The sequence below is a fragment of the Psychrobacter sp. genome, assembly GCF_036731945.1.
Classification (GTDB): Bacteria; Pseudomonadota; Gammaproteobacteria; order Pseudomonadales; family Moraxellaceae; genus Psychrobacter.
Genome location: NZ_DAINDI010000018.1, coordinates 21,151 through 31,245, shown reverse-complemented (window position 1 = coordinate 31,245; position 10,095 = coordinate 21,151). Strand labels below are relative to the sequence as shown.

Below are 10,095 nucleotides of genomic sequence, written 5' to 3'. Positions count from 1 at the left end.
GTTGATAAAAATATTTCAGCATTTATTTCAAGAACAACTGATAGCCGATATTGTCATTGAGCATGGTGCAGTCATAACCAATATCAAGAAGCGCGTCTTGTAGCTGGCGAGAGTTGCCCTCAGAAGCTTGCAGACCAACCAACACGCGACCTTCAGCGGCACCGTGGTTGCGATAATGGAATAAGGTAATATTAAAGTCATCGCCCAATTTTTCTAAAAAGGTCAATAAAGCGCCCGGACGTTCTGGGAATACTACGCTTAATAATTGCTCATTTTCGACATGGGCATGACCGCCAATCAAATGACGAATATGAGATTTGGCGATGTCATCATCGGTTAAATCATGCGCTTCATAACCATCGGCTGCCAATTGGTTGCTAATCGTTTGACGTTCTTTCTCGCCTTCTTTTAAGGCGATACCGACAAAAATAGACGCAGGTTCCATAGAGTCGGGTGATTTTTTGCTATCGGCACGGTAGTTAAACTCGGTGATATTACGGCCATGTAGGCTACGGCAAAAGTTTAAAAATGCGCCCGTTTGCTCAGGGATGGTCACGCCAAAGATGGCTTCTTTTTTCTCACCAATCTCCGTACGCTCGGCGATATAACGTAGGCGGTCGAAGTTCATGTTGGCACCGCAGATGATACCAACGCAGTTTTTACCTTGTAAGTTGTTAGCTTCGATATATTTTTTCATGCCTGCAACGGACAAAGCGCCAGCAGGTTCAACGATACTACGGTTTTCTTCAAAGATATCCTTCACCGCTGCGCAGACTTCATCATTGGTACAAGTGACCACGTCAGTCTCGACTAAAGGACCTGATGCATCGCCCTTTTGCATACGCACGATATCAAAAGGCAGCTCGCCAATTTGAGCAACGGCGACACCATCGACAAACAGTCCGACTTGTTTGAGTTTAACTCGTTCATTCGCTTCAAGCGCCGCCTTAAGAGATGCTGATTGTTCTGCTTCGACGGCGATGACTTTGACATGCGGCGCTACTTCACCTAAAAATGCTGCCACGCCAGAAATCAAACCACCACCGCCTACGGCAACGAAGACATAATCCATGTTGCGCCATTGCTGGGTCAATTCCAGACCAATAGTGCCTTGCCCTGCAATCACCAATTCATCATCATATGGCGGAATAAAGGTTAAACCCTCGGTCTCAGCACGATTAATCGCATAACGGTTGGCTTCATCAAAGCTGTCACCATGCAAATCGACATTACCGCCAAGCGCGCGTACGGCATCGACTTTGATATCCGGTGTGGTAGTTGGCATCACAATGATGTTATTTAAGTCAAGCTTACGGGCAGAGTAGGCAACGCCTTGCGCATGATTACCTGCCGAAGCACAAATGACGCCACGCGCTTTTTGCGCATCGCTCAATTGGCTAATACGGTTATACGCACCGCGCAATTTAAAGGATTTAACCGGCTGCAAATCTTCGCGCTTAAATCGAATATCATTAGCAAAACGTTGGGTCAGCTTCGGTGCAGCTTCAAGTGGTGTTTGAATGGCGACGTCATAGACGGTGGCTTGCAAGATGGCTCGTACCCAATGTGACAGCATAATGATTCCTAAACAAAGAGAAGATGAATAAAAGAAGTGCAAATGGTTATAAATTGTTGTTTGATAATAAACAGCGATAAACCAGTAAAGATAAGCACAAAAATGAAATAGATTAGCCTATGCTGATTTTCACTATCTTGCAAGACACAATTGCAAATTTTGTGGGGAGTTTCTTGAATATTAAATGCCAATTTGTGAATACATTAAAGTAAGTATGCGCAATGTGATGAGTCAATGAGTATTTAGAATAGGTTTTACGCTAACATCGCTTAAAGCCATCGGTTATAATAAGCGCGCCTTTTAATTCTTTTATCATTTTACCTCTTTTATCATTTTAGCTCTTTTAGAGTGAGACGTTTATTTTTCCAAGGATTTATGATGAGTGATCAGCAAGCACAAAAGCAAGCCGCAGCCAAAGCTGCCCTCCGCTATATCGAAGATGACATGATACTTGGGGTTGGGACGGGCAGTACGGTCAACTGTCTGATTGAACTGCTGCCGACGTTAAGGCTTGCTGGGGCGGTCGCAAGCTCACAGGTCACCGAAGATAAACTACGCGCCTTGGGTATCGACATCGTCGATTTAAACTTTGCCGGTCAGCTTGATGTCTATATCGATGGCGCTGATGAGGTGAATGAACATTTGCAACTGATTAAAGGTGGTGGCGGTGCGCTGACACGTGAAAAAATCGTCGCTGCCGCATCCAATAAGTTTGTCTGTATGGTTGATGAAAGCAAAAGTGTACAATGCTTGGGGCGCGAATTTCCCGTACCCATAGAAGTACTGCCACAAGCACGCTCGTATGTAGCAAGGCAATTAGCCCGTTTGGGCGGTGAGCCAGTATATCGTGAAGATTTTGTCACCGATTATGGCAATGTGATTTTAGATACTTATGACTTAGATGTCAGTAATCCGTTGGCGTTTGAACAAGAATTGAATAATATCGTTGGTGTGGTCTGTAATGGTATCTTTGCTGCCAATCAAGCCGATGTGCTGCTTAGAGCGGGCAGTGATGGGGTGACCACTTTGACGCGTTAATGCATTATTGACAGAATTTAATGCTACAACTTATCGCTAAATAAAGTCATAAACAATAAAAAGGCAGCGCATATCCAATATGCGCTGCCTTTTTCGTATCTGTTCATCTGCTGCTTGCTGGTTTAGCAAAATATCACGATATGTTTTTAACAACCTATTTTTAGGCAGGTAGCTTAATTTTGTCTTTTAATAAAAACTCCATCAAAGCTTTTTGCGCATGTAAGCGGTTTTCCGCTTCGTCCCAAACCACTGAGCGTGGATCATCGAGCATATCGTGGGAGATTTCTTCGCCGCGATGCGCAGGTAAGCAGTGCATAAATACCACTTCGGGGTCGGCTTTATCAAGCAGTGATGGCGTAACTTGATAGGGCGCAAAACGGCGTGCGCGAGTGTTTTGTTCAGACTCTTGCCCCATGCTTGCCCAAACATCGGTGACGATTAAGTTTGAATCTTTTGCCGCATCTTGCACATCTTCGACCAAGCTCACGCAATGTGAGAAGCGTTCCATCAGCTCAGGGTCAGGCTCGAAGCCATAAGGGGCAGCAACACGCAGCTCAAAGCCAAACTGATTGGCCGCTTGCATGTAGGAGGCGCACATATTGTTGCCATCGCCAACCCAAGTGACGATTTTGTTTTCGATACTGCCGCGATGCTCATAATACGTTTGCATATCAGCAAGCAGCTGGCAGGGATGAAATTCGTCAGTCAGCGCATTAATGATAGGCACACTAGAGTATTCAGCAAAGGTTTCAACTTTTTCGTGGCCAAAGGTACGAATCATAATGATATCGACCATGCTAGAGATAACGCGCGCGGAATCCTCTAGCGGCTCACCGCGCCCAAGCTGCGTGTCGTTTGGCGACAAAAAGATAGCGCTGCCGCCAAACTGTCCCATGCCAGTTTCAAACGAGATACGCGTACGGGTGGATGATTTCTCAAATATCATGCCAAGCGTGCGTCCAATAAAGGGCTGATAGATCTCGCCGGCATGTTGCATTTTGCGCAATTCACAAGCGCGTTTGATGAGGTTTTCTAGTTCTTGTTTGGTTAAATCAGATAGGGTCAAAAAATGGCGCAAACTCATAGTAATCCTAGCAGTCGATCACAATCGATAAAAATGTTACGTTGTCAGTCAGTCAGTAATCATATCGCGACAGTGCGTATACTGTGGTGACAACAAACTTTTAGTATAGCGCAATTGGGCTTAATGTAAATGTTCAATTTGCCATGATTTGGCGCTGTCTCTTTTATCTGGCAAACTATCATGATGTTCATATCTAACGATTAGGATTCTGTTATTTTTCTAGTTGGTCGCGCGCTTAGGCGACATAGCAGCTCATAACTAATGGTTTCAGCATGAGCGGCAACTTCATCGACGTGCGGCGCATCACCCCATAGCAACACTTTACTATTTAACGCCACGCTGTTTGGAACAGCGCTGACATCAATGACAATCATATCCATGGCTACGCGTCCGATGACCGCACATGGATAGTTTTGGTTGTTGGTATCGTCAATAACAGAAACATAGGCATCAGCACTCACTACGCGTGGATAGCCGTCGCCATAACCGATGCTGACCAAAGCTGTTTTGGTATCTTGCGCAGCAGTCCAGCGGCTGCCATAACCAATGCCGTCACCGGCGTTGACTGTTTGCAGCGCAATAATTTGCGCGCTAAATTCCATCGCTGGCTGTAAGTTCAAATCATGCGCACTTTTGTCGATTACAGGCGTGCTGCCGTAGAGCATGATGCCCGGACGTACCCAATCGTGATGATGCTCGGGAAAATTGACGATACCTGCTGAATTGCACAATGAGCCCTTTACATCGCTGCTCACCGTTTCTCGTAACGTCTGCAGCATGTCGTTAAAGCGCTGGATTTGAATGGCATTTAGAGGATGAGCGCGGTCATCGGCATTGGCAAAGTGAGTGGTCAGAATCAGCTGATAACCGGCTTTATGCAAACGTTTGGCTGCTGGAATAAGGGTTTGGTCATTAAAGCCTAAGCGGTTCATGCCGGTATTGTATTTTAGCCAAACCACTCGAGTGGCGCTGCTAATAGGCGGCGTATTTTCTAATGCCCAGTTTAGTTGTGGCTCATGATGAATCACGCAGCTGATATCATGGTCTATCGCTAGCTGCCATTCATCGGCGGTAAATGCGCCTTCGATGAGACCAATGGTGTTATCCCAACCTAATTGACGGGCTTCTAAGGCTTCCATCAAAGTTGCAACGCCGATACCATCAGCCTGTTGCTCGCCTTGTTGCAATGCTGGTAAGACAGCAGCGACGCCATGACCATAAGCATTGGCCTTGACCATAGCAAGAACTTTAGCCGTCGGTGCCAGTTTTTTAACTTGCGCCAAATTATGAGTAATGGCGGCTGGTTTGATTGTGATAGTGCGCATAATTGCCTTCTTTATTGACAAAGTTATTTTTATTAGTAAAACGATTTTATCAACCAAATAGTGTGTTTGGTAATGTGTTGAAGTAATAAAGCCAGTGCGTCATCAATTTGGCTGATGACGCACTGGCTAGTTTTATAAGTAATTGCTTTAAAGTTAAAGCTTGTTATATGTATTGTTTAGTCAGCCGATTATTCATCATTCTCAAAGCTGACGTTTTGATAGTATTCTGGTGTCAGGTTAATAAAGCGGGTAAATTGCCCTTCAAAGCCTAAGCGGACGGTGCCGATAGGGCCGTTACGCTGTTTACCGATGATGATTTCAGCCACACCTTTGTGGTCTGAGTTTTCATTATAAACCTCATCGCGATAAATAAACATAATCAAATCGGCATCCTGCTCAATTGCCCCCGATTCACGCAAATCCGACATAATAGGACGCTTATTAGGACGGTTTTCTAGACTGCGGTTAAGCTGCGACAGCGCAATAACCGGACATTCAAGCTCACGAGCCAAGGCTTTTAAACTACGAGAAATTTCCGAAATTTCTCCCACACGGTTGCCATCAAGACTCGGTACTTTCATCAGCTGTAGGTAATCGACAACGATAGCACCAAGTTTGCCATCGTGGTTTTTGGCGATACGGCGACAGCGTGAACGCAGTTCTGAAGGCGGCAGGGCGGTGCTGTCATCAATATATAAATGTTTAGATTGCAGATGCTGAATGGCGTTCATCATTTTTGCCCATTCATCTTCGTTCATTTGCCCAGACCGCAAGTGCGTCTGATTAATTGCCCCCCAAGACGACAGCAAACGCATGACGATGGACTCCGCTGGCATTTCCATCGAAAATACCACAACGGGCAAATCTTCATTAAACAAAACGCCTTCCGCCAAGTTCATAGCAAAAGTAGTTTTACCCATAGACGGACGCGCCGCAACGATGATTAAGTCGCCGGCTTGTAAGCCTTGAGTCTTATTGTTTAGCTCGACGAATGGCGTTTGCAAACCAATCATGCCGTCAGGATTAGATTTTAGCTCTTGAATCTTATCAATGACATTGGTCAATACCGAAGTAATACCAACGGGGCCACGTTGCTCTGCGCGTTTATTATGTTGCTCATTGATACTAAATATTTTTGCCTCAACATTGTCTAAGATATCGCTGACCGTTTGGTCTTTGGGATTATAGGCAAGGGTCAGCATGTCATTGCCTGTGGTAATGAGCTGACGTAAGGTCGATAGCTCTCGTACGCGCTGTGCATAAGCAGTGAGGTTAAACAAAGTAGCAGGACTTTGGCTTAAAATATCGGCCAAGTAGCTATCACCGCCGGCACCTTTAAGTAGTTTCTGTGCTTCCAGCCAATCATGCACCATGACTGTATCGTAAGGTTCATTGACCGCCGCCAAATGCGCAATCGCGTCAAAAATGTACTGGTGACGCCCTGCATAAAAGTCGTCTTTGGTGACGATATCTGCAATCTTATCGTATGCCTCTTCGATACTCATCAAAGACGCCAGCAAGGCCTTTTCAATATCAATATTGTGCGGCGGTGTCTGATTGAGTAAGTCGTCGGTTTTTTCGTTGTCTGCCATGGGTGCCCAGTGTCTTAAAAGTCAGTTTCAAAAGTCGGTATAAAATTAATTATATAAGAGTATAAATAGCTATTTGCTATCAGTATTTATTTTAGGAGTGATACCGTCAAGCAAGCGCGACATAGCTCTACGAGAGAAGTACCAAAAGGTGGTCTCAGCGCTTGCTGGTAAATGCTACAATGAAAGGCGAAAGTTTAACACATTCTAGCGTTTTTTCGGCTGCTATCAGTAATTATCTATAAAAATGCCATTTGCTATGATGTAAGATTTGCGTCACCTTAAAACCTCTTAAACGCTCGTTTTCATAATAATAAATACAATAAAATCATGTTCTTAATATCAAACTAGGATATTTTACTATGCAAAAAAGACTACCATTATTAATCACAACCGGTGAGCCTGCTGGCATTGGTATGGATGTCGTGCTGCTATTAGCAGCTGAGGGTAAATTGCAGGATTTTAAGCGTCCAATCTGGGTCACTGCTGATAGCTCCGCAATGCAAAAGCGCGCTGATATGCTGGTAACAGCAGGCGTGCTCGAGAGCTGTCCGCTTTGGCAAACTGTCGATTTGGAAATAGAGGGCGATGACTTTTTAAATCAAATGTCACAGCAAATTATTGATGACAATGATGATAATGCGTTTATTTTGTTAAATACGCCTTGTGCTGAACCCGTTGTCTGCGGAAAAATTAATACTCACAATTCGGCAATGGTTGCCAAGCAGTTGGACATCGCCCATCAGTTAGCGACCAACAAAACAGTCGCTGCTATCGTCACAGGGCCATTGCAAAAATCTGCACTGATAGATGCGGATATTAAACTGCTCGATGGCACCATGTTTAGCGGTCATACCGAGTTTTTTATGCAGCAAAGTGGCTGCGAGAAAGTTGTGATGATGCTCGCCAACGAGGCCATGAAAGTGGCGCTTGTCACTACTCATTTAGCATTAAAAGACATACCTGCTGCTATCACTGCTGACAATGTACGCCAAACGGTGCAAATTGTCATTGATGATATGCGCGAGAAGTTTGGTTTAACGCAGCCACGTATTTTGGTTTGCGGTCTGAATCCGCATGCGGGCGAGGGCGGGCATTTGGGTACTGAAGAGATTGAGATTATCAATCCCGTATTGCGTGAGTTTATCGACGTAGGCGTCGATATATCAGAAGCAATGCCAGCGGATACCTTATTTACCCCAAGACATTTGGCCAACTGCGACGCGGTCATTGCGATGTATCATGACCAAGGTTTGCCGGTGCTCAAATCGCATGGTTTTGGTGATACAGTCAATCTTACCTTGGGGCTGCCCTATATTCGTACCTCAGTTGACCATGGTACAGCGCTTGATTTAGCAGGACGCGGCGGCGCAAGTGCGACCAGCTTATACCAAGCATTATTGATGGCCAATGAGATGGCGGATAAATCACTTATTGATAGATCTCTTGCATAAGTCCGTGCCTTAGCGACGTTTGTCACGCAGTACTGGGTAACTTTGTTGTGAATAACTGCTATTTATGAATCATCAAACACGGTCTAATATAAGTGGTTCCATTATACCAGTCTGTTTTAAGTGGTCTGTTAATAGGTTTAAAGGGTAAAATAACTGGTTCCGTTGGGGTATAGTCATCACAGACTAATCAACCAATAACCAAGTTTTCAATAAACCATTCCCACACCGCATCGACAGCAGATTGTGATACTGATGTGCGCTTACGAATAAGGTAATAATCAGGCTCAACGGTTAAATCCAATTCACTAACTTGTACCAGACGCCCCGCCGACAAATCTGCTTTTACAAACGCCTGACAAGCAATCGCAACCCCTTGCCCTGCTAAAGCCGCATCTAACGCCAGCGCGGTTTGGTTGAATACGGCACCTGGCAGCTTATCTGTGGTATTAAGAAAACGTGGCCAGTGGTTGTGTGAATCATGTAGCAATGGCATCTCTTTTAATCGTTCGAGTGAGATAGGAAGCGTGATGTCAGCGACAAAATACGGGTTAGCAACGGCTACCAATTTTTGTTTGAACAATAACTGCGTATCAAATGACGTAAAAAATGGTGGACGTGTGAGCCGTACCGCGATATCTACCTGATCACGGTCGAAATCTGCAATAGACTCAGTAGCGACAGTGCGTAAGTCAACGTCAGGAACCGCAGTTGCTAGAGCCGAAAGATTAGGTAATAAAAGCTTAGTGGCAAATGTCGGTGTCACACTAATGGTGACCGTCTTAGGCTCTTTTAGTACTTGAGTGGTGGCCTTTTTTAAAATCTCAAACGCTCGCGTGACTTCTGCAAAGTAAATTGCGCCTTGGGAGGTAAGAGCCACGCCCTTTGGTAGCCTTTGAAACAGTGCAAACCCCATATACTCTTCTAGTATACGTACCTGCTGAGCGACCGCTCCTTGGGTCACAAAAAGCTCATCGGCAGCGGCTCGAAAATTCAAATGACGCCCTGCTGCTTCAAATGCACGTAAGGCATTCAAAGAAGGTAAAGCGCGATAAGTATTTGACATAGTCACCTCTTAGACAATAGATTTTCTACAGTCTAACATCTTTTAATATCATGCGAGATATTTGCAGCCATTAGTTATGATAGGTAAACCAATCACTAATGGAGGAAATAATGACTATAGAAAAAGTGGCTCTTATTATGGCAGGTGGCTCAGGAATGGGTGCAGCGGCCGCTCGTAAGCTAGCTCAGGATGGATATAAGGTCGCAATATTATCGTCCTCAGGTAAAGGGGAGGCATTGGCAAAAGAGCTTGGCGGTGTCGGTGTCACCGGTTCTAATTTAGTCGATGCTGATGTACAGCGCTTAGTTGACTTAGCAATGGAGAAATGGGGCCGTATTGATGCACTGGTAAATTCTGCCGGTCACGGTCCACGTGCGCCTATCTTAGAGATTACCGATGACGATTGGCATACGGGAATGGAGGTCTATTTTCTCAGTGCGGTGCGTCCGATTCGCCTAGTGACCCCAATTATGGTGGCACAAGGTGGCGGTGCTATTGTCAATATCTCTACGACTTGGGTGTCAGAGCCGACAGCAACTTTCCCAACCTCGACAGCGTTTCGAGCCAGTCTGGGTGCGTTTACTAAGATTTTCTCTGATGACTATGCGTCACAAGGTGTTCGCATTAATAATGTCTTACCTGGTTGGATCGATAGCTTACCTGAGGTTGATGAGCGCCGTGAGAATGTTCCGATGGAACGTTATGGTAAAGCTGAGGAAGTTGCTGCAACGATTGCCTTTTTATTATCAGAAGCGGCTGGATATATTACGGGTCAGAGTATACGCGTTGATGGCGGTGTGACACACTCTGTCTGATAAAGGCAATACTATGTTTAGAGCCTATACAGCGCTAGTATTACTTGGTGTGATTTGGGGGTCTAACTTTATTTTTATGAAGTGGGCCACCGCTGTGATAACGCCTTCTCAAACTGTCTTTCTGCGAGTGTTGTTTGGGTTTATACCCCTA

Annotated in this window: 8 protein-coding genes; 3 read left to right on the top strand and 5 right to left on the bottom strand. The window is 45.1% G+C overall.

The window, feature by feature from the left end:
- Positions 1–22 precede the first annotated feature (22 nt).
- Positions 23–1,576, bottom strand: coding sequence for a threonine ammonia-lyase, biosynthetic (gene ilvA / locus V7D75_RS05375; protein WP_068405198.1), 1,554 nt, complete (start codon positions 1,574–1,576; stop codon positions 23–25).
- Positions 1,577–1,954: 378 nt separating this feature from the next.
- On the opposite strand from ilvA, the gene rpiA reads away from it, so the two are divergent.
- Positions 1,955–2,614, top strand: coding sequence for a ribose-5-phosphate isomerase RpiA (rpiA, locus tag V7D75_RS05370; protein WP_068405199.1), 660 nt, complete (start codon positions 1,955–1,957; stop codon positions 2,612–2,614).
- Positions 2,615–2,774: 160 nt separating this feature from the next.
- On the opposite strand, the gene argF is transcribed toward rpiA, so the two are convergent.
- The 3 genes from argF to dnaB form a co-directional block, all read right to left on the bottom strand.
- Positions 2,775–3,698 (bottom strand): ornithine carbamoyltransferase, encoded by a 924-nt coding sequence (argF, locus tag V7D75_RS05365; RefSeq protein ID WP_333613725.1) that lies wholly within the window; start codon positions 3,696–3,698, stop codon positions 2,775–2,777.
- 200 nt (positions 3,699–3,898) lie between these two features.
- Positions 3,899–5,023: an alanine racemase gene (gene alr / locus V7D75_RS05360; RefSeq protein WP_333613724.1), complete on the bottom strand. Its 1,125-nt coding sequence runs from the start codon at positions 5,021–5,023 to the stop codon at positions 3,899–3,901.
- Between the two features lie 188 nt (positions 5,024–5,211).
- Positions 5,212–6,615, bottom strand: coding sequence for a replicative DNA helicase (gene dnaB, locus V7D75_RS05355; protein WP_068405205.1), 1,404 nt, complete (start codon positions 6,613–6,615; stop codon positions 5,212–5,214).
- Between the two features lie 359 nt (positions 6,616–6,974).
- On the opposite strand from dnaB, the gene pdxA reads away from it, so the two are divergent.
- The gene (gene pdxA / locus V7D75_RS05350) at positions 6,975–8,066 is read left to right on the top strand and encodes a 4-hydroxythreonine-4-phosphate dehydrogenase PdxA (RefSeq protein ID WP_333613723.1); all 1,092 of its coding nucleotides are present in this window, start codon (positions 6,975–6,977) and stop codon (positions 8,064–8,066) included.
- A 187-nt stretch (positions 8,067–8,253) separates the two neighbouring features.
- Here pdxA and V7D75_RS05345 read toward each other — a convergent pair whose 3' ends face one another.
- Positions 8,254–9,129 carry a LysR substrate-binding domain-containing protein gene (locus V7D75_RS05345; protein ID WP_333613722.1) on the bottom strand — a complete coding sequence of 292 codons (876 nt, stop codon included), beginning with the start codon at positions 9,127–9,129 and terminating at the stop codon, positions 8,254–8,256.
- Between the two features lie 110 nt (positions 9,130–9,239).
- On the opposite strand from V7D75_RS05345, the gene V7D75_RS05340 reads away from it, so the two are divergent.
- The gene (locus V7D75_RS05340) at positions 9,240–9,944 is read left to right on the top strand and encodes an SDR family oxidoreductase (RefSeq protein WP_333613721.1); all 705 of its coding nucleotides are present in this window, start codon (positions 9,240–9,242) and stop codon (positions 9,942–9,944) included.
- Positions 9,945–10,095 lie beyond the last annotated feature (151 nt).